This is a genomic window from Streptomyces sp. NPDC046122, from assembly GCF_056429965.1.
In genome coordinates this window covers 27,909-49,574 of record NZ_JBWKLQ010000018.1, presented here as the reverse complement: position 1 = coordinate 49,574, position 21,666 = coordinate 27,909, and the positions used below count along the sequence as shown (strand labels likewise).

Here is a 21,666-nt window from a genome sequence, read left to right as displayed (position 1 = left end):
TCCTGTGGTTCACAGGCGGCGGATGCCCCGTTGCGGGCACGGCGGGAGGACGCGCGGTCTATCCGAGCCGAGGTTGATCAGTGGGACCGCGTCGTGCGGCCGATGCGCCCGTCCTCACCCCCGCGATGGAGGAATCGCCCGCTTCGGTGTGCTGGCTCAGGCGGACAGGGTCGCGCGTCGAACGCCACGGCGCCGAAGGAAGGTCCATACGAGTTGTCCTCGCCAGCGAGCGGGGCCAGCGCATGCGTACGTGTACCCGAAGGTTCGGCCTGTCTCTCGCGGGCAGCCGGTCGGCGCGGCGTCAGGCCGACTCGTCATACACCACCGACCACGGGCGGGGCGGCCCGTCCGGCGAGCGCGGGCCGTCGTCGCGGCGCAGGGATGCCGCCGTACGGTCGCGGGCGAGCACGCCGGCCGCGAGTTCCGCGAAATGCGGGGCGGCCGGATGGGCGGACCGGCCAGCGGGCCAGGCCCCGGTGGTCCGCTGGGTGAGGGGGCGGTCGGCCAGTGGCCGCCAGACGACGCGGGGCTCCTTGCGGGCCAGCGGCCCCTGGCCGAAGGCGAGGCCGTGGCCCGCGTGGACGAGGGCCAGCACGAACTCGGGGTTGGAGGCGTGCCGGAGGCGGCCGGGCACGAAGCCCTCGGCCCGGCAGGTGTAGCAGGACCTCGAGGTCGTGGTCCAGCCGAAGTCCAAGCACGCGTATCTCGCCTTCCAGCGCAGCAATCGCGACCGCGCGTACGCCTGCTACGACGGTCGACAGCAACGGTGCACCAGCACCGATCACACCGACCGCGTAGAGGTGAAATAAACCGCATCGACGAGAAACGACAGCCGACCGTTCCTGGTCTCGGCCGGGTGCCCGGCCTGCCGCAGCACGCGGCTGCAGGCCAGCCGCGCCTGTGCTCGCGATCTCCTGCCCTGTCGGGCCACCGGGCATCCCATGAACGTGTGGCCTCCTCGCCTGAGCAGGGCCGGGGCGCAGGATTGGAGCCTGTGGCCCGGTCGGAGGTGCTTCGGCTGACCGAGCAGCTGCGCGCGGCGATCAACGAAGAGCAGCAGGCCGCCATGGTGCCGGCGCAGCGCATGCGCGACGCGCACCGGATGCGGACCTCGGCGCACGCCTGCAAAACGAAGCGCCAGGCCCTGGAGGTCCTGTTCCACCACGCGTATCCGCCAACGACCCGTGCTTTACCGACGCCATCGCTCGAGTTCTGGGCGCGGAGTCGAACTGGGATGAAACGTTCAGCTGTCCGGGGACAGTTTGCGGTTGGTTCCCGAGCGGCCGATGTCGAGGTCCAGGAGTGTCGTCAGTTTTGTCCCGCTGTTCCAGAAGCCGAGGAGGTCAACGTCGATGAGCACAAGCCGGTGCCGGGCGGCGAAGGCGCGGGCCTGCTTGGTGAATTTGCAGGAGGCGACGAAGAGCGGGACGTCCGCACCGTGTTCGTCACGGGCGGTGCCGTTGAATTTCTGAAGGTCGGGGCTGCCAACGGTGCGGTGCTTCGCGTAGCGCTTGCACTGCACCACGACCTTTCGGCCGTCCGGCAGCCGGCCCATCACGTCCGCGCCCAGGTCGTTCGCGCCGCCTACCCGGCGGACCTCGGTGCAGCCGTCGCGGCGGCACAGCTCGGCGACGTACTCCTCGAACTCGCGGTCCCCCAGCAACCAAACCGCCTCCATAGAGCGAAGGGCCTGGATCCGGGCCTGCTCCGCGGCCCGCAGTTTCTCCGCGTGCGCCTCATGCCGCCCCGCCCGCACCAGGCCCCCGACCACACCTCCCACAGCCAGGACGGCTAACACCACCAACAGCACCGTTTCTGTTCCCATGCCTTGCTCCTCCCCCGGCCGGATGCCTGCTCTACAGCTCCCCAGCAGCGAGCGCGTCTATCCGGTGATCCAGGCAGAACAAAGTGGCCCCTGACACGAAGAACGTCGGCAGGTGAGCTGGGACTGACTGTCCGGAACTTGGACTCAGGTAACCGAGGACAGGGCGAGACTCTGCACGAGAACAGCACATCGGTCCACCGCATCGCCCTGACTGCGACAACCACTGGAACCTGAGCCCGTGCGGGTCAGTGCCCCGGCCCTGCCGAATCAGCAGTGCTCGGCGAGTTCATAGATCGTGATCTGTGCTCCGTTGACTTGTACCGCGCCGCACCGTTCGAAGTGTGCCGCGAGCGTCTTCTCCTTCATGGTGTCCGTCTCGGTGCTGGGCACTGCGCGGCCCGGAGGCTCTGTGACCACGAATATCCGCGGGCTGGCGAGCATGCGACTGCGGATCTGGGAAGGAGGAACTTCGGTCCCGTACAAGCTGTGGGAGGCGACGGGCGTGCGTGCCTGGGCAAGGTCGGTCAACTGGGTCTCGCTCGGGGGGTATGCGAGCGTCCACGCGCGGCGTTTCACTGACAGATAGAGCACGCCGTCGCCCGGTGTGCCCTGTTCGCGAAGAACGGTTGCCAGGGCAGTGACATTGTCTGACCGGCTGTCTGCGGTGCGCAGTTTCATGGACTCGGGTATCAGCAGCGCGGTGGCCACGGCGGCGACGGTTACGGCGGTGACGCGCAGGGGGCGTCGTTGTCGCAGCATCCGGTCGAGTGCGGCTCCTAGGGTGAGGGCAAGGCCCACGAGGCCGTAGAGCACGTAGCGTTCCAGGTACAGCGGCTTGTACAAGGAGAGCAGCATGAGGAGTGCTGTGGGCAGGATGGCGAGCGGCAAGGCGATCGCGCGCAGAGTGACCGCTGTGCCCGCAAGCGCCGCATCACTCTGGCCGGAGGCCGCTTCACCCACCTCCTGGCCCAGTACCTGGGCCTTCACCTCATGCAGCTACGTGACGAGATTCGCTTCCTGCCTGACCGGCCGGTCGAACGAACCGCCGCCCTCGCGCAACTGCACCGGCGCGACGTTCTCGTCCTCTTCGACTACCGCCGCTACGAGGACGACAAGGTCGCCATCGCCCAACTCGTCCGTAACGCCGCCGGCAAAGTCATCGTCTTCACTGACCCATGGCTCTCCCCCACCGCAGCCCATGCAGACGTCGTCCAGCCAAGCCAGGTCGGAACGTTCTCCCCCTACGACAGCCTCGTACCCACCCTCGCCATCATCGAAGTTCTCATCGCCGGCGTCATCGACGCCCTCGGCCCCGACGCCCACACCCAGTTGCGCCACAACGAGGACCTCGCCCACAGGATAGGACTGGTGTAAGCCATACCTGCCTGCAGGCGTTGAAGCGCCAAGCCTCGCCGGGCTGCGGCCACGGGGCGCGTCGTTCCGCACGGACCGCCCTGGTGGTGTCGTCGGACCTCTTGCGGCACCCGTGACGGACGGTGTACCAATGGCGACGGAACCTGAACACCGTTCATGTTCCCGCGGTCGTCCGGTCGCGGGATTCCCCTTACGAAGCGTCAGGTCCCCCGGCAGGGCGGCGAGAGGGGCGGGTACACCCGCACCGCACTCAGCCCGTGTGCCGCCGGGCCGGCCGAGCCGGAGGAGCAGCAGATGTCCGCGGAACGTCCCGTTCACAACCGGCGCACGGTCCTGCGGGCGGGAGCCGTCACCGGTCTTGGGCTGGTGGGTGCGCAGATGGCCGGCCGGGCCTCCGCCGTGCCCGCGGGCGGGGCCGCCGGTTACCTCGTCGGCCGGGGGCTCGCCGATGCCACCGGTGAGGTGGCGGAGGTGGGCATGATGGGCTACGGCCGGTTCGACCAGCAGGCCGCCGGGCTGCACACCCGTTTGCGGGCGCGTGCGTTCGTCGTGGCCGACAGGGCGAGCGGGCGGCGGGTGATGCTGATCGTCGCAGACTCGCCGATGATCTTCTCGAGCGTGCACCAGGCGGTGCTGCGGCGGCTCGCCGAGCGGTACGGCGGCCTGTACACCGAGCAGAACGTGCTGATCACCGCCACCCACACCCACGCCGGTCCGGGCGGCTACGCGCACCACCTGCTGTACAACACGACGACCTTCGGGTTCCACCGCAAGACCTTCGAGGCGGTGGCGGGCGGCCTGCTCGAGGCCGCGCAACGGGCCCACGACGACCTGGCACCGTCCGAACTGATACTTAGCCACGGCACGTTGACCGGCGCGAGCGTCAACCGTTCCCAGGCGGCCTTCGCGCGCAACCCGAAGGCCGACCGCGACCACTTCCCGGACGCCGTCGACCCCCTCACCACCCTGCTGCGGGTGGAGCGGGACGGGCGGGCGGTGGGCGCCGTGAACTGGTTCCCGGTGCACAGCACCAGCATGTCCGGGGACAACCGGCTCATCAGCGCGGACAACAAGGGGTACGCGGCCTACCACTGGGAGCGCGAAGTCCACGACGTCGACTACCTGGCCGGCGGCTCCCCTGCGTTCGTGTCGGCGTTCGCCCAGACCAACAGCGGCGACATGTCGCCCAACCTCGACTTGAAGCCGCCCACCACGCCGGAGGACTTCGAGCGCGCCCGCGCCAGCGGACTGCGTCAGTATCAGGCCGCCGCGGCCCAGTTGCAGCGGCCCGGTGTCAGACTGTCCGGCCCGGTGGACTCCCGGCTGGTGTACGTCGACCTCTCCGACGTCACGGTGCGCCCCGAGTTCACCGGTGACGGACACACCCACCGCACCTCCAAGCCCTGCGTCGGCGCGTCCATGGCGGCCGGCAGCATGGAGGACGGCCCGGCCTTCCCCGGATTCAAGGAGGGCGAGAACCCCTTCTGGGACGCGATCTCCGACTCGATCGTCTACGCCGTTTCGCCCGAACTCGCACAGGCGCAGGCGCCGAAGGACGTCGTCGTGCCCCTGGGAGAGATGAACCGCCTCTACCCCTGGGTGCAGGAGCGGGTGCCCGTGATGCTGGTGAGGATCGGCCAGCTGTATCTCATCGGCATCCCGGGCGAGGTCACCATCTGCGCGGGCCTGCGGCTGCGCCGCACGGTCGCCGCCATCGTGGGGGCACCACTCGACGACGTGCTGGTCGCCGGGTACGCCAACGCGTACTTCCACTACGTGACCACCCCGGAGGAGTACGACGCCCAGCACTACGAGGGCGGAAGCACCCTGTTCGGCCGCTGGCAGCTCCCGGCGCTCCAGCAGACCGCGGCCGCACTGGCCACCTCGCTGCGCGACGGCACCCACCTGCCCCCCGGCCCGGGGGCGCCGGACCTGTCCGCCACAGTGCTCGCCCTGCAACCGGGTGTGGTGCTGGACACGCCGCCCATCTTCCGCAAGTTCGGGGACGTGCTGGTTCCTGCGCGGGAGACCTACCGGGCCGGTGAACGGGTCGAGGTCGTCTTCGCGGGCGCCCACCCGGGCAACGACCTGCACCGCGGCCGGACATATCTCAAGGTCCAGCGTCAGGAGCCCGGCGGGGCCTGGCGCACCGTGGCCGACGACGGCGACTGGGCGACCCGCTTCCACTGGAAACGCGACGGCATCACCGCCTCCCGGATCACCATCACCTGGGACATCCCGCCCCACACCGTCCCGGGCAGCCACCGCATCGTCTACCACGGCGACGCCAAGAGCCTCACCGGCACGATCACCCCGTTCACCGGCACAACACCCCCCTTCACCGTCCGCTGACAAACCCCGACGCCGAGCGCGGCTTCGACTCCTTCACAGATGGCTGCCAGGGGAGCTCATCGTCCGGTGGCGCGGTCAGGCCACAATCCCTAGGAAGCGGGGCGGGTCGCCCAGGGACTCATCTTCCTCCGGGACGCGTCGAGACGCTGGAGCGCAGCGAGTCCGCGAGTGCTGGGCGACCGTCTCGGGCGGTAGCAGGGCCTGGATGCAGCCGCGCCGCACGGACCCACTCGAACGGTCGAACCGTCACAACAGTCACGCCCGACCAGGGCACTTCAGCAAGGTCTTGTTACGAGCTCCAACAGACCCGGTACTGGGTATCGGGTACGGACGGCAGGGTGGGCAGGCGGCCACCAATCGAGAGTGGCGCCGGGCCGGCGGGGGCCGTTCATTGGTGGTGCCCGCCTCCCCCGCTCGGCTCCCACCTCGTCACCAGTTCGACGGCGAGGGAGTCCATGGTGGCTTCAGCGGCTTTGTTGACTTCCGCAGGGGTGGCTCCCCGGAGCACGACCTGTCCTATGCGCCCGAAGTCGTCGTAAGGAGCTCCCACGTCTTCGCCGGGCATTTTGAACAGGCACGTCGCGACGATCCGCTCGCCCCGTGGGAGGGGACTGAGCCATCGGAGGGTTCCGGCCTCCGGCGAGGTGATGAACCGGATGGCGGCAGCCCCGTCGCGACGCGGTATCACGTCCGGTCGTTCGCCCAGTGCGGTTTGCAGGTAGGCCCGCGCCTCGTCGATGCCGAGCGCTTCGGTGATCAGCGTCATGATGTCGTCGTCCGGCGGTCTGGCTCCGACTTCGATGACGAACGGGTTTCCGCGTGTGTCGACCTGCACTTCGGTGTGTGCTACGCCATTGCGTAGTCCCAGTGCGCTGATGGCCCGGGTCACGACGCTGAGCACGGTCTCGCCGTTGGACGCAACTTGCCATGCCGGGTTGCAGCTGCTCGCGCTCTTGGAAGCGCAAGACATGGCCGCGGCTGAGGCGGACGTGGCGGCGCTGGAGTTCGTGGGCGGCAGCGGGGCACAGTGCGCAGTGGTGGAGCCGAACGGCAGGGCGCCTCTCCGGGGGCGAGACTCAGGCGCGCCGCTCCCGGCGTGCCTTCACGAACTCGATGCACACCCACACCGCCATGGTGAGAACGCCAGCCAGTGCGAGGGTGCCGACAAGAAACGGGACGATCACTCCGACAGCATGACAGACGCTCGCCCAGCGACCTCCATGACCCCCAGCTCCAGGCTTGGCGCGCGCTGCCGCGCCGCCGACGGGCGAAGGTGCAATGGGCGGCCCATGACCCCCCCGGCGCCTACGTCGGCGAGATCCTCGTATGGACGGACCGCGGAGCCACGCTCGCGGCCCTGGAGTTCGCCTGGGTCACCGATGAGATGCCCACGTCTCTCCCGGCCGTCGTGGACGGCCAGCTCAGCCGACCGTCCTGACGGCTGCGCCCGCCCTCAGCGCCATGGGGCCGCAGGGAACGAGATCGCCACGTGAGACACCGTCTCGGCACAGAGGATGCTAAGCGCGCAGGCCGGCCGTGGGCGTGAATGGTTTCGGCGTCCCAGTCCTTCACCAGCATCGCCAGCGCCTTCGGATCGCGGTCCGGGAGAAGGCGCCGGAGAGACAAGTTGCCGTTCGCTCGCCTGATGCGACGGCGCGGTCGCCTACCCGCGCACTCGTCGACTGGGGCACCCCAAACATCGCCACCGTCGGCGTGCCCACCACCGAGTCCCCGCCTTCGGCAGCAACCTGGCCCACTGAGGCCGGCCCACATCGTTCACGCCCGGCGAAGCAGCCGACTCCCCCTCCAGTTCCGCGAGTTGGCAGCACAGCCGGACCACGGGGGACGCATGTCAGTTCTCGCCCCGGGCACATGACTCACCAGGGCGTGGGGAGAGTGTCTCGAAACTTGACCCCGGCCTCAGAAGTTCGGCCGTCATAAGGAGGCATCATGACAACCGCTCCCCCACGAACCAGCATGGTGACCGGCTGCCACGACTGTGCCGGCCAAGCCGTCGAGACGATCACTGTCGTCTCCGCATCCAACCACAACGCCGGGGGCATCGGTCAGCACATCGCCGATCAGCACGGTGCAGGTGCCCACACGCACTTCAGCACGGACGGCGACTGCATCGTCGTGCGCCCCCTGCCGCAGCAGGGCATGGGCTGACGGCGGCGGGTTCGTGACCGTGAAAGGGCCCGGCCTCCAGGACTGTGCCAGCAAGGACGGGGGGTTTGGGTTTGGGCGCACCGGCGCTTCTGCACGTCGTGCAGGCCAGTGGGTGGCGGACGCCGGGCACCGGTGAAGAGCGTCGCGTTGACAGTTCGAACGCTGGGGGGAAGAGCTGTAATTCGCCTCCGCCGGTGCATTCGGCCCTGCCAGCATCATCGGGACCGCCAGCATGCTCACTCTCGTGGACGATCCCACCGCGGCCACCTGCCAGGGCAGGGTGTACGTCATGTACCGCACAGAGTGCCGCTGACCATCCTTACCCGACCGCTACCGAGACACCGACGGCCAGCACGGCCACGGCTCCGCGTCGGCCGCCCCGCCCGGAGGAAGGGAACTTCTTCCTTGCCTGTTCACGCACGAACCAACCTCCATGGAAACGTCGAGAGCCGGCGGTAGCCGCCGGGCCCGGCATTCCCTGCCTTGACTGCATGGCGCGAACCCGCTGGCCGCCCGGCTATCAGTAGGGATAACCCCCGCTCTGGAGCCACCGGGTGTCGCCGCAGCGGGCCGTGGTTCAGCCGACCTGGCTGTTCACAGGTTTGGGCAGACAGAACATCAGCGCCCACATCATCACGAAGGCACCGCCGACCCACCAGAGCACCCCGGTGAACGCGTCGCGGTTGATCGCGCCGTCGGGTGAGCCGCCGGTGGCGGAGAAGAACACAAGGGCGGTCAACGCGGTACCGAGGGCAATGCCCAGATGAATCGCGGTATTGAAAAGACCCGAGGCGGACCCGGCGTTCTCGTGGGGGACGCAGGCGAGCGACATGTCGGCGATCGGTCCGCCGATCATGCCGAAACCGAAGCCGAGCAGCGTGAGAGGGACCACCATCGCGAGGAGGCTCAGGTCGGCCTGTCGGCTGCTGACCTGGAGCCCGTAAACCACCATCGAGGCGAGTGCGATCACGACTCCGTTCTGTGGCAGGCGGCGCCCGAAGCGCCCGGCGGTCTTCATCGCGACCATCGCACCGGCCAGTTCCCCGAGCGCAAGCAGAACGAAGGCCACGGCCGCCGTCAACGGGCTCATGTCCAGGCCGCGTTGCAGGTACAGCGTCCAGGTCATGAAGAACAGGCCGCACAGCAGGCCGAGCATCAGCTGCGCTGACAGGCCGGCAGAGAACTGCTTGTCCCGGAAGAGGGACAATTCCACGAGCGGTGCGTCATCCTTCCTGCGAGCCTGGTGGCGCAGGAAGACGCCGAGCACGAGGAGACCGCCTGCGAGCATGGCGAAGCACCACAGCGGCCATTGGTGGGCGTGGCCCTCGGTGAGCGGGAAGATGATCAGGACCACGGCCAGTGCGGACAGCAGCATCCCGGTGAGGTCCAAGCGGGTGGTGTTCTGCGCGGTCGACTCGGGGATGAACCTCCGTCCGAGGATGATCACGGCGAGGCCGACGGGCACGTTGATCAGGAAGATAGGCCGCCAGGACAGGCCGAACAGATCCACTTGGGTGAGCACGCCGCCCAGAACCGGCCCCAGAACGGAGGCCATCGACAGCACGGCCCCGTACAGGCCGAAGGCCCTGCTGCGGTTCCCGCCGTCGAAGGTGACGTGGAGGGTGGCCAGGACCTGCGGAATCATCACGGCGACGCCGGCGCCCTGGATCACGCGGGCGGCGATCAGCACGCCAGGGCCGGTGGCGATGCCGCACAGCAGCGAGGCGAGGGTGAATACGGTGGTACCGAGGAGAAGGATCTTGCGTCGGCCGTGAATGTCACCGAGTCGCCCGCCGGTGATCAGTCCGACGGCGACGGTCAGCGAGTAGCCGGCGGTCAGCCACTGCACCGCGGCCGGTCCGGCGCCGGTCGACTCCTGGATGGCGGGCAGGGCGGTGAGGACAACCGACTGGTCGAGGATGTCCATGAGCTCGGCGACCAGGACGACCACGAGGGTGATCCGGGCGGCCCGGGTCATTTTCGACGACCGGCCCCATGGGGCGTGTGCCGAGGGTTCGGTTGGGTGCTTCGGCTCGTTGCCGATCGCGGGGGAAACCACGGTGGGACTCCTGGTTCAGACAAGCCGGGGAGCTCGCCATCAGCCGCGCAGGGGGCGAAAAACACGAAACCCGGGGCAGTCGGCAGAGCTGCACCCGGAAAACGACAGGGAAATGCGGGGGTGGGTGACGCAACTCAGGCCAGCGCGACGTCCGCCCCCGGACACGTTCGAAGAACTCAGAACGCGGGGAAATGCGGACGGCTACAGGGCCTGGGGATACAAGCTCACCTCAAGATCGCGGAACGGGGAGTCCGAACACTGGCGCCGAAACCTCCGGCACAGGAACTCGTTCACGATACGACACCCCAGGGAGCCGTGCACATCAAATACCACGGCCGTGCGACTCGTCGAGCGTGGTCTGCGCAACACCCATTGGCCTCACCATCGCAAGAGGCCGTGGGCGTGCCGGTGGTGACCGCCGCGTTCTGGTGGGACGCCCCCGGATCGTCCTACTCGCCGTAGTCGTCGCGGTAGTCGCGGTGCTGGCGTTCGGCGCGCTGACCCGGCTGCCTGGCACCAACCGGGCGGTGCTCGCCGCGGCTGTGACAGGAATGATCGTCGACGCGGCCTCCGCTAAGCCGGCGGTCGCCACCCGGTCCCCGACGAGGTGGCCCATGTCGGCGCATTGGCCGACGAAGTGGTGGACTCGCGCATCCCGGGCCGGGAGCGGCAGCCGCTACGTGGTCATCCCCGCAGTCTCACGAGGGCGTTCACCGGGCGGCAGCGGCTTGTCCGCAGGCGTCGTACAGCATGCCCGTACGGCTCTCACGTCGGCACGGGTTGTTGTCACACACCGGGCGGCCTCGTCGGTCAGACCAAGCGCCTCATCATCTGCGACGACGCACGCCACTGGCCCTCATCCGGTGGCGAGCGCCACCCCCAGGCGTACTCCACCGGCGTCAGGGCCAGCACGGCGGCGGGCAGGGCCCGCTTGGGCGGGTCACGGTGGCAGGTGTAGGGCGGCACGAGCAGGCATCTGCAGGACAGGGACGTGCTCGTGACCCTTGATGCCCGCCCCCAGTCTCGCTGTTCAGCTCTTGCGGGCCAACGGTTGCCCGGCGAAGCTCACCCCTTCCAGGCCGTGGGCCATGAGGTTGCGAATGTTGCCGTGATCAGTGTCGTTCGGCGTCGCCAGCACACTGCGATAGTGCTCACCGAACGCCCACAGCGCCTCCTGGTCGCTCAGCCCTTCCAGCAGGGCCAGTCCCAGCGTCTTGCAGGAACCCTCGTTCTCACCCGCGGCGTTCTCCAGTTCCCCGTTGCGGAACGCCTGCGGCTGATACTCGTAATGCGCAGCGACGAAGGCCAATGTGTCGGCGAACTCGTGCTCACCTGACGCAAGGCTTGCCCGCAGCGAGTTCAGATCAGTCATGTTGGTTCTCCTGTGTTGAACAGACGATCTGATTGCCGTCCGTGAGCGAACGACGATACCCCCTGATTTACAGCCGGTAAGAGTCGCACGCCACGTCCGAACGAGCGGCATCTCCGCAGGTCACGATGTGTGTCTGCGCGACTCGCCGAGAGCCGGTTTCGGCCCGGGTGATTGGTTGCGAGGCGGTGCCGTTCAGCATGACCTTGCCGTTCCCGCCCGGTACCGCAGACGGTCGGTTGCCTGCGGTGGCAAGGCAGCGGCCGGGCGGTGGCGTCAGTGCGGGCACGCTGATGACCACCATGACACCCAGTGCCCTGTCCCCCTGCTGGAGCACATGCAGTCCCCGGTGGAAACTGTCGTGAGGCCTGGGCAGCGGAACGTTGGCGACGGACCGTCTCAGCGCCCGCCGGCGCTCAAGGGCGCCCGTACCGCTTGCACAGGAGGTACGTGACGGTGCCGGAATCGAAACTGACGTCATCGGACGGGCTCAAGTGCGGTCCTTTGCATCCCCGGCGTCGGGCGCCTCGTCGTGCAGGAAGACCTTTTCGTAGCGGCGGTTGCCCTGCCTCTCGCCCGTGGCGGGTGAGGCGCGGGGCGCGTACACCGGGTGCAATGGGGCAAAGCGGCGGGGCGTACAGCGGCCGCCGGCCGCATCGGGCCGACTCGGCGAGGTGGACACCGTGAAGCACTGGCGGGCTCTGGTCGTACTGGGCGCGGCCCAGTTCCTCATGGTCCTGGACACCTCGGTCATGAACGTGTCCATCAGTCAGCTGGTCGAGGACTTCGACACCGAGGTCACCGCCATTCAGGCGGTCATCACCCTGTACGCGCTGGTCATGGCGGCTTTCATGATCATCGGCGGCAGGCTCGGAGACATCCTGGGCCGTCGCCGCATGTTCCTCATCGGGATGGTCGTCTACGGCGTGGGCTCGGCCCTGACCGCCGTGGCGCCCACCCTGTGGGTCCTCACCCTGGGCTGGTCGGTCATCGAGGGTCTGGGAGCCGCCATGGTGCTTCCGGCCATGGCCGCTCTCGTAGCGGAGTCGTACCGCGGGCGGGACCGGGCAGTCGCGTACGCGGTCATCGGCGGGCTCGCCGGCGCCGGCATCGCGGTCGGCCCGCTGCTCGGCGGCTGGGTCACGACGTACCTGACCTGGCGGCTGGTGTTCGCCGGCGAGGTTGTGGTCGTCGTGGCCGTACTGCTGTGCCGCCGGATGATCGCGACGCCCGCCCCGGCAGGCCGACGCCCCCGGCTGGACGGGGTCGGGGCGGTACTTTCGGCCGCCGGGCTGGGGCTGTGCGTGCTCGGCGTACTCCAGAGCAGTACGTGGGGGTGGGTGCAGCCCCGCAACCCTCCCTTCACCGTGCTCGGCTTCGCCCCGACGCTCTTCGTCGTCGGCGCCGGGGTGGCGGTGCTGGCCGCCTTCCGGTACTGGGAGCGGCGCCGGGATGTCCGCGGCGTCGACCCTCTCGTGCACCTGTCCCTGCTGGGCAGGCCCGTGCTGCGATCCGGCCTCATGACTCTGGTGAGCCAGAACCTCATCCTGTTGGGACTGTTCTTCACCATTCCGCTGTACTTGCAGGTGGTGCAGGGGTTCGACGCCTTCCAGACGGGACTGCGGCTGCTCCCGGTGTCCGTCACCATGCTGGTGACCTCCCTGGGCGGGTCGTCGCTGGGCCGGGCGTGGGGACCGCGCCGGGTGGTCCGGCTGGCCCTGGCGATTCTGACGGCGTCCGTCGTGTGGCTACTGGCGACCATCGACCCGGTCATCGACGACGCCCAGTTCGCCGGAGCCATGGCCCTGCTGGGCATGGGAGTCGGCCTGCTCGCCTCGCAACTGGGAAACGTCGTCCAGTCCAGCGTCGACGAGGAGGAACGCGGGGAGGCCGGAGGGCTTCAGTTCACGGCACAGAATCTGGGCTCGGCCCTGGGCACCGCTCTCATCGGGTCGATCCTCATCGGCGCGCTGGCGCACGCCTTCACCACACAGGTCGCAGACAACCCCCGGTTGTCGCAAAGCGCCCGTGAGCAGGTCGGTGTCGCTCTTCAGGCCGGGGTCACCTTCGTATCCACCGATCAGGTGCGCTCGGCGGCCGAGCGTGCCGGCTTGCCACCGTCCGAGGTCGACGCCGTCTCGGACTCCTACGCCTCGGCGCAGCTGAACGGCCTGAAGGCGGCGATCCTCGCCACCGGCGGCATCGCGGTCGCCAGCTTCCTGGTCACACCCCACCTGCCGACCTCCTCGGGCGGCGGTACGCGGAATCCGGACGGCGATGCTCCGACCGGGGTGGCCGGTTGACGCGCCGAGCCAGAAGGGAGTCACAGGTGTCCAGAACCACAACCGGATCCACCCCGCCGCGCGGGGAGCGCCGTGCCGAGCGCCGGGCCCACGCCGACTACACGGGCGGCGTCTACGGATCCATGCTCGCGGCCTCCGTGGTGATCGGCGCCAGCACCCTGGGCTCGTTCCCCCGCGTCGAGCTGGTGCTGCTGCTGTTGCTCACCGGCCTGGTCTTCTGGATCGCGCACGTGCACGCCCACCTGTTCGGGGCACGCCTCGCTTCACGGCAGAGGCCGGACCGCCGGGTCGTGCTGGGCGTGTGCCGGGACGAGTGGCCGATCGTGAAGGCCGCCGTCCCGCCGGCCGTCGCGGTGGCCGTCAGCCCGCTGCTGGGCCTGGACGTGCGAGGCGGCGCTTGGCTGGCACTGTCCATCGCCGTGGGCGGCCAGGTGGGCTGGTCCGTGGCGGCGGCACGCCGCGCGGGCGCCTCCCGGCGGCTGATGGCCACCACCGCATCGGTCAATCTCCTGCTCGGCCTTGCGATCATCGCCTTCAAGATCGTTCTGACACATTAGGAAGGCGGCTGCCCCGGCGTCCGCCTCCGCCCGCACACACGGTCACCTGTACCGGGTGATGCGGTCGTGGAGCGTCCGGACGGAGGATCGCGGGGAGAGGGCGTCGTCCACCTGCCCCAGGCATGTCCATGGGAGGGACAGCTCGTGCACTACGAGATCCGCGTCGAGGGCCACCTGTCGGAAACACTGGCGAAAGCCTTTCCGGAGCTGGGGCACGTGGTGATGTCCGGCCAGACCGTCCTGTTCGGCCCTGTAGTGGACGAAGCGCAGCTGTACGGCCTGCTGGCACGCTGCCAGTCACTGGGGCTGCGTGTCATGGAGATGCGGCAGTTGCCGGAGTGACGGGGTTTCCCCGATCCGCCCTCTGTGTCCGGTCGGCTGTGCTCACCCGGCCACCGGGTACGGGGCGGGAGGGGAGCCCGCCGCCGGGTCTGACGTGTCAGCGCCCGCTCCGTCAGCCGAGGCTCAGAGCCGCTCAGCCCTGATCCGACCGGAGCGGCAGGCGACTTCGAGCGCCTCGTGGTCCCGCTCGTTCTGGTCGGCGTAGGACTGCGCGAACTCCGCGAGCGCGCGGTCGAAGCGGTCGCTGCCCCCCAGATAGGCGGCGACAGCGACAGGGTCGCCCGAGCGGGCGTGGGCCCGCGCGAGGGACGCCCCGCACATCCGGGCGAAAAGGGAGAGCAGGCCAGGCCCCATGGTCTCCGGCCGGGCTATGCCCTTCCAGTCCCAGAGCTGGCGCACGTAGAAGTCCCGGCCCTGTCCGTCGAGGCCCACCACGTGGGTCCAGCCGAGGAATATGTCGCCGGCCGTCTGCATCAGGCGCTGTCCGGCGACCACCCGGCGGCCCTGGTTGTCGAAGCGCTCGCCGCCCGTATGGGCGCCCAGCACCGACTCCTGGGCCTCCTTGGCCTGGAGCAGCAGGGGATCGTCGTCGTCCCTGCCGAGCAGGAGCAGGACCCAGCAGCGCGTGCCGACACTGCCCACGCCCACGACCTTTCGGGCCATGTCCACCAGACGGTAGTGCCGCAACAGGTGCCGGCGTTCGGACGGCAGGGTCCGTGCGTACCCGTCCAGGAGGGCCTGGAATTCCAGCTCCCGCCCGGACGCGTCGGCCGACAGGTGGCCGAGCGGGCTGATCAGCGGCGGGTCCGGGGCAATGCGCCGGCCCTCGGCCGTGACACGGGTGAGCTTGGCGAAGGCTTCGAGATGCGTTCGGGTGCGAGCCCGCGCCGCGGCCTTGGCGGTACGCCGCCCGGCCTCCCGGCCCAGCGAAGGGGCCAGCAGTTTCCGCATACGATCGGCGTCGTCCTGGGCGTACCAGATGTCCAGAGTGCGCATGCCTGCGAACTCGCGCATCCGCTCCCGGTAGGCGCTCACGCAGGCCCTTACGGCGGCGTTCTGCTCCTTGAGCGAGAAGCCGTTCGCCCGGGCCGCCGTCACGAACCCCGCGGCCAGCCGTTTGACGTCCCACTCGAACGGTCCGGGCAGCGTCTCGTCGAAGTCGTTGATGTCGAAGACCAGACGGCGCTCCGGCGAGGCGAGCAGCCGGAAGTTCAGCGGGTGGGCGTCACCGCACAGCTGTACCCGCAGCCCGGTGGCCGGCAGGGGCGCCAGGTCCGCCGCCATGATCGCCGCAGCGCCGCGGTAGAAGCGGAACGGGGACTCCAGCATGCGGCCGTAGCGAATGGGGACCAGGTCCGGCACGCGGTCGGCCGACTGCCGCTCGATCACCTCGATGGGGTCGGGTCGCCGCTGTGCCGTCTCGTACCAGCCGTGGCACGAACGGGAGGCACGCCTGCGCGCGTCCCTGCCGTACGCCGCCCGCTCGGCCGGGGTCAAGGACGCGGTGAAAGCGCTCGTCACCGTCATGGTCAGGCCTCCTCATCCGGTGTCCCGGCGCCGGGCCCGGAACCCGGCTGTGACGGCCCGCGCTGCCGGCGCAGCCCCGCCTGCACCGCGCTCGCCAGCACCCGTGCTGCGAGCCCCACGAGCAGCAGCCCACCCGCCATCTGCAGCATCGTGAGCACACGCCCGGTCTGCGAACGTGCCGCGATGTCCCCGAAGCCGACCGTGCTGAACGTCGTCAACGTGAAGTACAGGGCGTCCGTCCTGGTCAGCGGCTCGCTGAAAGAGCCCGGAGCGGAGCTGTCGAGCAGGTAGTAGGCACCGGCGAAGAGCACCAGGAAGAGCACGAGTGTGGCGGCCAGGGCCTCGACGGCCTTCAGGCGCGGGTGGGGTGAGCGCACGATGACCCTCACCTCCCACGAGAACACCAGCAGCACCGCCAGCAGGCCGCACACGAGCAGCGCCGACGCGCCGGCCGTACCTCGATCGTCCAGGGGCAGCAGGTAATAGGCGGCGACCAGGCCGACGGCGATGAGCACAGCGCGGGTGAGAGTCCCGGCAGCCGCCCACCGGCCAGGGGCGCGCTGCCGGTGCGCGTCCGGATCGGACCCGGACCGGTCCGGCCGGGTGGTGCTCGGGTCGCTCATCTCATCGCTCCCTCGTGCATCCGGCCGCGGCCGTCGGGCGGGGGTGCCGCGACTCCCACCTCACCGCCACGGCCCTGCCGCCGGATCACCCGTAGTGGGTGATCCGCCATCCCGTGACAGACCCGACCGTGAAGTGGTCGGGCCCAGGCACACCGCTCACACCAGCCCGTCCGCGGTCCGCAAGCGACCGCCCCGACCACCCAGGTCCGTGACCGTGCCACGCGGCCCGGAACACGAACCGGACGCGTGCGGTCCGCGCGACGGCGGACCGGAGCACGACGGCCGCCGGCCGCGCGCTCAGCCGGGCCGGTGCGAACACCGGATCCACAGGGCGCTGGCTGAGGGACCACCGGGCGTGGACGGCCGGCGGCGTCATCGCGGCGGGCGCGCTGGTGCTGCTGCCGTGGAACCACCTCACGGTGGCAGCGGTGGTGCTCGTCCTGGCTGTCGCCTTGGCAGCCCTGATCGCCCGGGCGATCCTCGCGGCCGCCGGCGGGACGGACGGCCGGGCGAGCAGACCGGGAACCGCGGGGGCCATGGCCGGGAAAGAGGGCCCCGTGAGCCCAGGAGCCGTGCCCGGGCCGGTCGGCGGCCCGGGCACGCCTCCCAGAGGCCCGCGGCGAGCGAACGGCTGCGGGATCGCGGTAGCCGGGAGCAAGGCCACCGAGCGCAGCCCCTCCCCCTCGACGCGCCTCCCGTTCCCCTGCCCGGGACGCTCCTGCCCGGTCACACGGCGGACGCGTCGGACCAGAGCCCGCAGCTCGCACAACTCACCCGCGCAGGGTGAGGCGGCACGGTGGCCGCCGTGAGCATGCTGAAAACCGCAAATAACGGCTGCGGGCGAGGGCCCGAAACGGAGGATGGACATGAGCGAGCAGACATACCTGGCGTACGACTACCCGCTGCTGGGCGCCTTCTGGACCATGTTCCTGTTCTTCCTGTGGGTCATGTGGTTCATCCTGCTCTTCCGGATCATCACCGACATCTTCCGTGACGACTCGATGAACGGCTGGGCGAAGACCGGCTGGCTGGTGTTCTGCATCCTCCTGCCCTTCCTGGGTGTGTTCGTCTACGTGATAGCCCGCGGCAAGCACATGGGCCGCCGTGAGGTGGCGCAGGCACGAGCGCAGCAGGAGGAGTTCAAGTCCTACATCCGGGAGACCGCGGCCGGCGGACGACCCAGCAATGTCGACGAACTCGCCCGGCTGGCCGAGATCCGCGACCGGGGCGCCATCACGGACGAGGAGTTCCGCAGGGCGAAGGAACTGGTTCTGAGCGGCCACGGCCCGCAGCCGGGCTCTGGCTCCACCACCGTTCGCTGACGCATTCCGAAACGCGAAACGAGGCACAAGATGAGCGCGACACACACCCGGTCGGCGCACACGGCCAAGCAGGGCTGGGCAACCGGCCTCACCGCCTTCGGGGCCGTGATGCTCTTCCTCGTCGGCCTGCTCGACTTCTGCCGGGGAATCATGGCCATCGCCGAGGACGACGTCTTCGTCACGACGCCCAACTACGTGTTCGAGTTCGACCTGACGGCGTGGGGCTGGGTCCACCTCGTCCTGGGCGCGATCGCCGTGATCGTCAGCATCGGTCTGCTCAAGGGGGCGACGTGGGCGCGCGTCGTCGGCGTCGGCATCGCCGGACTCGTCATCATCGCCAACTTCCTCTCCCTGCCGTACTACCCGGTGTGGTCGATCGTGTTGATCGCCATCTCGGCGTTCATCATCTGGGCCCTGTGCGTGGTCCAGCGGGACGACCTGCTCGACCTGTCCGAGGACCGTCCGACGCGTAACCGGTGAGGCAGCCCGGCACGCGGCGAACGGCCCACGGAAGGGAAGTCCGATGCCTGCCCGCACGCCAGGAGGGAAGGGCCGACGCGTGGGAACTGCCGCGGCCCTGAAAGCCCTGACCGAAGGCGCCGAACTGCGCGTCGGCCTCGGGTACGCAGCGGACCGCGTCTTCGTCAACAACTCCTCGTTCGGCACATGCGCGGCCGTCGCCAACGACACCGCGTACCGGGACTCCAAAGCCCGCACGACCCTGCGTACCCTCCCAGCCATCCTCATCGGTGACGACGCGCCCACGCTGCGGGCACGGACGGACGGGACGTACGTCGAGACACTCCAGACGCTGCTCGTCGAACTCCAGGCGCTGCTCGTCAGCAACAATCCCTACGGACCGGCCGTCGACGCCCCCCGTCAGGGCCGCAGAGCACGGCTGGACTCGGGCCTCCTCGGCGTGGTGTGCCTGCGGATCGCCAGCACCGCACCAGGCAGCGCGCCTCGTGCGCGGTCCAAGCTCGGAGGGAATCTTCCGGCTCAGCGCCGGCGAAGTGATCGTCGAAGCCGACACGGACACCCTCCCGGACCGCATCGACGGAGAACACGCCGAACAGCAGGCCGCCCAGCTGACCGCCGACCACTTCGGCGTCGCGACCGGCCGGCCGTACACCCCAGCGGCCGACAGGTCGAGCCGACGACGCGATCACCTGAGCGTTCCCGCATCACGGCCGACAGCGTCCGGCGGGAGCACCCGCGACGCAGTTCATCAGGTGTCCAGGAGGTGGGGCCGAACCACCACCGCGTCCGACGACCCGGCCGCACCGGGCCTTGGAGACCGCAGGCAACACCCGCTGCCCGAGCACGGCGAATGGACCCCATCACCGCACCGGCCCGACCTGGTGAACATCCTGCTCGAGGAGGCCCAGCCCCGCGTCCCCGACCTGGTGCCGATCCGCTACACCCGCATGGCCGGCTCCCAGTCCGCCTTCTATCGCGGTGCTCCCGCTGTCATGGCAGCCGACCTGGTCGGCATGCCGGACACCGGGCTGACCGTTCAGCTCTCAGGAGATGCGCACCTGTCCAAATCCGGGCTGTTCGCCTCCCTGGAGCGACGCCTCAACTTCGACTCGACGACTTCGACGAGACACTGCCGCGCCCCTTCGAGTGGGACATCAAGCGCCTGGCCACAAGCCTCGTCGTCGCCGCCTACGACAACGACGTCCCGGCGGAGACGACCGGCGCCATCGCCGCCGAGGCCGCCCGGAGCTACCGGACGCACATCAATGGACTGTCCACTTCCACTGAGCTCGCCGTCTGGTACGAGCACATCGCGGCCGACGACCTGCTCCAGAGGATCGGCAACTCGCTGCAACGCGCGCGACTCCACCACACGCTGGACCGGGCACGGCAGACCGACAGCGGCGACGGCCGCCTGCCCATCGCGCCCTCCTGACACCATCAGCGCCACACCATCAGCGCGCCATGTCCGAAGCAGTCGTGTTCGGGGCCGCCTTTGCGCCCGCCACCCCTGGAAGGGCGGCTCCTTGATGGCGGCGCATAACCACACCATGATCCATCATCCGATGATCTTTGAAGACGGACCCTGGTCCGCTGCTCGTACGGTGAGCACTGTCGGCCCTCCCACTACCCCTCCTCCGATCACAAGAGGCGCTGGTGACCGCGTACAAACCGGGCACGGGCGGCCCGTCGACAGAGAAGCGACGGGCCGCCCAGTGCGGTGCTGCCTCAGGTGAGCCAGCTACCCGGCGCGCATTCGGCGGCTGTCACCCAGCGGTGGGAGCCGATCCGATTGTCGACGACGCCGGCGCCGTTGGTGAAGTGGTTGTCGGTCAGGTTGTCGGCGTACAGCTCGTACGGCGAGAGGCAGGTGTACCCACCTTGGTGACCTGGGCCGACGTAAAAGGCGACGACGTCCCTGCCGCCGAGGGTGCCGCTGTTCATGACCGAACTCGTGTCGTAGTAAGCCGAGTGCGTGAACCCTCCCTGGTTGTCGCCCCAGTGGGCGTCGTCCCCCTGGGACCTCCCGAGGAGGATGCCCTCGCAGTCGGGATGCTGCCAGGCGCGGACGGAACCGTCACGGCCCGGCCACTTGGAGTTGCAGGTGGCGCCCTGGGTATCTGCCTGGGCCGATGTGGCAGGTACGGCCAATCCCAGGACCGTCAGACCGAGAACGGCGATGGCTGTGCCCAATTTTCGCATGGTTGACTCCTGTTGGTGGACGACGTAGTGATCCGATCCGCGGCCGGCGGCCGTGGACATCCGGGGTGGTGGTCAGGCGCGGGGCTCGACGATCCGCTCGGCGCGTGCGAGAGCTCTGCGCTGCAAGCGTGTGTGCGTGTCGAGGGCCTCGCCGTACTGGCCGCGCAGCTTGTTCACGTAGTGGGTCTCGCGCTCTCGGCCAATGTCCGCCAGAGAGGTCTTGCGGACGCAGGTGGCATCGGCGACAGCGAGCTTCCGCTCTGCCTCAAACGTCTTGTCCGGAGCGCGTCTCAGGGTCTGCCGGTCCGCCGCGGCGCGGGCGGCGCCGGGGTTTGCGTATTCGTGTCCCGCGCGCTCCATACACCGCGACCAGGCGCTCAACGCCGCGGTGAACCGCTTGTCGGCCATCAGCCGGGGAACGTAGAGAGGCTGGAGGTTCCCGACGGTCTTCTCCGCCCGGAACCACGTCTCCGGGTCCCCGTACAAATGTTTCTCGGCCTCGGCCACGCAGCCCCCCACGCGCTTGCGGATCGTCGCGCCGCCCGGGACGTCGGCCGAGATCACGGGTGCGTCGAGTCCGCCGTCCAATGCCTTGTCGTATGCGGCCCGTCGCTCGTCGGAAAGCGCCTTGCGGTAAGCCAGATTCGGGTTGGTGCGGCGCGCACGGTTCTCCGCGGCCCGGAGCCGGCTGCCGTAGCCGTACTCGCGCGCCCAGTCCACGTCGTCCGAGACGTAGCCGAGTGTTCGGCTCTCCGCCGGGCTCAGCCGCTCCGCCTCCCGGAACCGGAAGCCCTGCCGTGTCATACAGGTGCCGATCAGCCGCTGCTGGGCGTCCGAGATCCGCAACTGCTCGGCATCGGTCAGCGGTCGCGCCGCGACGGTCGGCTCGGCCGCGCGGGGCTGCACGGTCCCGGTGCAGCCGCATCCGGTGATGGCGACGAGTGTCGAAACGGCAAGAGCAGTGACGGCGCGCGGAACCAACGTCTTCTTCGGCCGGGCACCATTCTGTAAGGCGTGCGCGCTGCTGTACATGCCGATCCTTTCCCCGGGCGGAGCCACACCGGTGGTCGCGGAAGGGAGCGATCCGGGCCCCTGGCTGTGACACCATCCTTCGACAACCGCGGGACAGCCGAAAGCCTTTCGAATAATCTCGAAAGGCCGA

At 69.4% G+C, this 21,666-nt stretch carries 18 protein-coding genes and 2 pseudogenes; 9 read left to right on the top strand and 11 right to left on the bottom strand.

Features of this window, described 5'->3' with window-relative positions; all coding sequences use genetic code 11:
• Positions 1–301: 301 nt before the first annotated feature.
• From AC07FK_RS30840 to AC07FK_RS30825, 4 genes and pseudogenes are all read right to left on the bottom strand, one after another.
• Positions 302–655 (bottom strand): annotated as a pseudogene (locus AC07FK_RS30840) (LysR substrate-binding domain-containing protein); the annotation flags it as partial.
• Positions 656–781: 126 nt separating this feature from the next.
• The gene (locus AC07FK_RS30835) at positions 782–1,162 is read right to left on the bottom strand and encodes a hypothetical protein (protein WP_479108229.1); all 381 of its coding nucleotides are present in this window, start codon (positions 1,160–1,162) and stop codon (positions 782–784) included.
• An 81-nt stretch (positions 1,163–1,243) separates the two neighbouring features.
• Positions 1,244–1,825: a restriction endonuclease gene (locus AC07FK_RS30830; protein ID WP_479108228.1), complete on the bottom strand. Its 582-nt coding sequence runs from the start codon at positions 1,823–1,825 to the stop codon at positions 1,244–1,246.
• A gap of 267 nt (positions 1,826–2,092) precedes the next feature.
• A complete protein-coding gene (locus AC07FK_RS30825) occupies positions 2,093–2,812 on the bottom strand; it encodes a hypothetical protein (protein WP_479108227.1) in 720 nt (239 codons plus the stop codon).
• On the opposite strand from AC07FK_RS30825, the gene AC07FK_RS30820 reads away from it, so the two are divergent.
• Positions 2,756–3,199, top strand: coding sequence for a MurR/RpiR family transcriptional regulator (locus AC07FK_RS30820; protein ID WP_479108263.1), 444 nt, complete (start codon positions 2,756–2,758; stop codon positions 3,197–3,199). The genes AC07FK_RS30825 and AC07FK_RS30820 overlap by 57 nt on opposite strands.
• 294 nt (positions 3,200–3,493) lie before the next feature.
• Positions 3,494–5,551, top strand: a complete 2,058-nt coding sequence (locus tag AC07FK_RS30815) for a neutral/alkaline ceramidase (RefSeq protein ID WP_479108226.1) — start codon at positions 3,494–3,496, stop codon at positions 5,549–5,551.
• 388 nt (positions 5,552–5,939) lie between these two features.
• On the opposite strand, the gene AC07FK_RS30810 is transcribed toward AC07FK_RS30815, so the two are convergent.
• Complete coding sequence (locus AC07FK_RS30810; protein WP_479108225.1) at positions 5,940–6,452, bottom strand: hypothetical protein; 513 nt, start codon at positions 6,450–6,452, stop codon at positions 5,940–5,942.
• Between the two features lie 1,049 nt (positions 6,453–7,501).
• Between AC07FK_RS30810 and AC07FK_RS30805 the strand changes: the two genes are divergently transcribed.
• Positions 7,502–7,720: a hypothetical protein gene (locus AC07FK_RS30805; protein ID WP_479108224.1), complete on the top strand. Its 219-nt coding sequence runs from the start codon at positions 7,502–7,504 to the stop codon at positions 7,718–7,720.
• A gap of 577 nt (positions 7,721–8,297) precedes the next feature.
• Here AC07FK_RS30805 and AC07FK_RS30800 read toward each other — a convergent pair.
• Positions 8,298–9,779 (bottom strand): MFS transporter, encoded by a 1,482-nt coding sequence (locus AC07FK_RS30800; protein WP_479108223.1) that lies wholly within the window; start codon positions 9,777–9,779, stop codon positions 8,298–8,300.
• A 1,030-nt stretch (positions 9,780–10,809) separates the two neighbouring features.
• Positions 10,810–11,151 carry a HopJ type III effector protein gene (locus AC07FK_RS30795; protein WP_479108222.1) on the bottom strand — a complete coding sequence of 114 codons (342 nt, stop codon included), beginning with the start codon at positions 11,149–11,151 and terminating at the stop codon, positions 10,810–10,812.
• Between the two features lie 680 nt (positions 11,152–11,831).
• Here AC07FK_RS30795 and AC07FK_RS30790 point away from each other — a divergent pair.
• The 3 genes from AC07FK_RS30790 to AC07FK_RS30780 all read left to right on the top strand — a co-directional run bounded on the left by AC07FK_RS30790 (position 11,832) and on the right by AC07FK_RS30780 (position 14,350).
• Entirely contained in the window at positions 11,832–13,451 is a 1,620-nt protein-coding gene (locus tag AC07FK_RS30790) for an MFS transporter (RefSeq protein WP_479108221.1), read from the top strand.
• 26 nt (positions 13,452–13,477) lie between these two features.
• Positions 13,478–14,008 carry a hypothetical protein gene (locus tag AC07FK_RS30785; RefSeq protein ID WP_479108220.1) on the top strand — a complete coding sequence of 177 codons (531 nt, stop codon included), beginning with the start codon at positions 13,478–13,480 and terminating at the stop codon, positions 14,006–14,008.
• Between the two features lie 144 nt (positions 14,009–14,152).
• Positions 14,153–14,350 (top strand): hypothetical protein, encoded by a 198-nt coding sequence (locus tag AC07FK_RS30780; protein WP_479108219.1) that lies wholly within the window; start codon positions 14,153–14,155, stop codon positions 14,348–14,350.
• 123 nt (positions 14,351–14,473) lie between these two features.
• On the opposite strand, the gene AC07FK_RS30775 is transcribed toward AC07FK_RS30780, so the two are convergent.
• Both AC07FK_RS30775 and AC07FK_RS30770 read right to left on the bottom strand, forming a co-directional pair.
• Positions 14,474–15,877 (bottom strand): DUF2252 domain-containing protein, encoded by a 1,404-nt coding sequence (locus tag AC07FK_RS30775; RefSeq protein WP_479108218.1) that lies wholly within the window; start codon positions 15,875–15,877, stop codon positions 14,474–14,476.
• A gap of 2 nt (positions 15,878–15,879) precedes the next feature.
• The gene (locus AC07FK_RS30770; protein WP_479108217.1) at positions 15,880–16,500 is read right to left on the bottom strand and encodes a potassium channel family protein; all 621 of its coding nucleotides are present in this window, start codon (positions 16,498–16,500) and stop codon (positions 15,880–15,882) included.
• Between the two features lie 866 nt (positions 16,501–17,366).
• Here AC07FK_RS30770 and AC07FK_RS30765 point away from each other — a divergent pair.
• The 3 genes and pseudogenes from AC07FK_RS30765 to AC07FK_RS30755 all read left to right on the top strand — a co-directional run bounded on the left by AC07FK_RS30765 (position 17,367) and on the right by AC07FK_RS30755 (position 19,737).
• Entirely contained in the window at positions 17,367–17,822 is a 456-nt protein-coding gene (locus AC07FK_RS30765) for an SHOCT domain-containing protein (RefSeq protein WP_479108216.1), read from the top strand.
• A 30-nt stretch (positions 17,823–17,852) separates the two neighbouring features.
• A complete protein-coding gene (locus AC07FK_RS30760) occupies positions 17,853–18,302 on the top strand; it encodes a DUF7144 family membrane protein (RefSeq protein WP_479108215.1) in 450 nt (149 codons plus the stop codon).
• A gap of 269 nt (positions 18,303–18,571) precedes the next feature.
• Positions 18,572–19,737, top strand: a pseudogene (locus AC07FK_RS30755) (DUF2252 family protein).
• A 293-nt stretch (positions 19,738–20,030) separates the two neighbouring features.
• On the opposite strand, the gene AC07FK_RS30750 reads toward AC07FK_RS30755, so the two are convergent.
• Together AC07FK_RS30750 and AC07FK_RS30745 are read right to left on the bottom strand one after the other, a co-directional pair.
• Complete coding sequence (locus tag AC07FK_RS30750; RefSeq protein ID WP_479108214.1) at positions 20,031–20,504, bottom strand: hypothetical protein; 474 nt, start codon at positions 20,502–20,504, stop codon at positions 20,031–20,033.
• Between the two features lie 72 nt (positions 20,505–20,576).
• The gene (locus AC07FK_RS30745) at positions 20,577–21,536 is read right to left on the bottom strand and encodes a hypothetical protein (RefSeq protein ID WP_479108213.1); all 960 of its coding nucleotides are present in this window, start codon (positions 21,534–21,536) and stop codon (positions 20,577–20,579) included.
• Positions 21,537–21,666 lie beyond the last annotated feature (130 nt).